Raw genomic sequence first — 268 nt, 5'->3', positions numbered from 1 at the left:
CAGCTATATTAAAAAAGGAAATGCGTATTAACCATAAAACGGTTCAGCGTATCATGCAGAAAAATCAGTGGCAGTGCCGGGTTAAGGTGAAAAAACGCAAGAAGAATGGGCAGCCATATGCCGTGGTTGATAATATATTAGATCGGAACTTTCAGTCTGATCGTCCTCTTGAAAAACTAGTAACGGACATCACATATTTGCCTTATGGACAGAAACAATTGTACCTTTCCAGTATATTGGATGTATACAATGGAGAAGTAATTGCTTT

General features: G+C 38.1%; 1 pseudogene. It reads left to right on the top strand.

The annotated features are described in order from the left end of the window. Positions 1-268, top strand: a pseudogene (locus tag WA325_RS21310) (IS3 family transposase); the annotation flags it as partial.

Source organism: Bacillus sp. 205(2023) (genome assembly GCF_037027485.1).
Classification (GTDB): domain Bacteria; phylum Bacillota; class Bacilli; order Bacillales; family Bacillaceae; genus Bacillus; species Bacillus halotolerans.
Note: the sequence above shows the minus strand (reverse complement) of the source record. Positions and strands in the feature narration are given on the sequence as shown.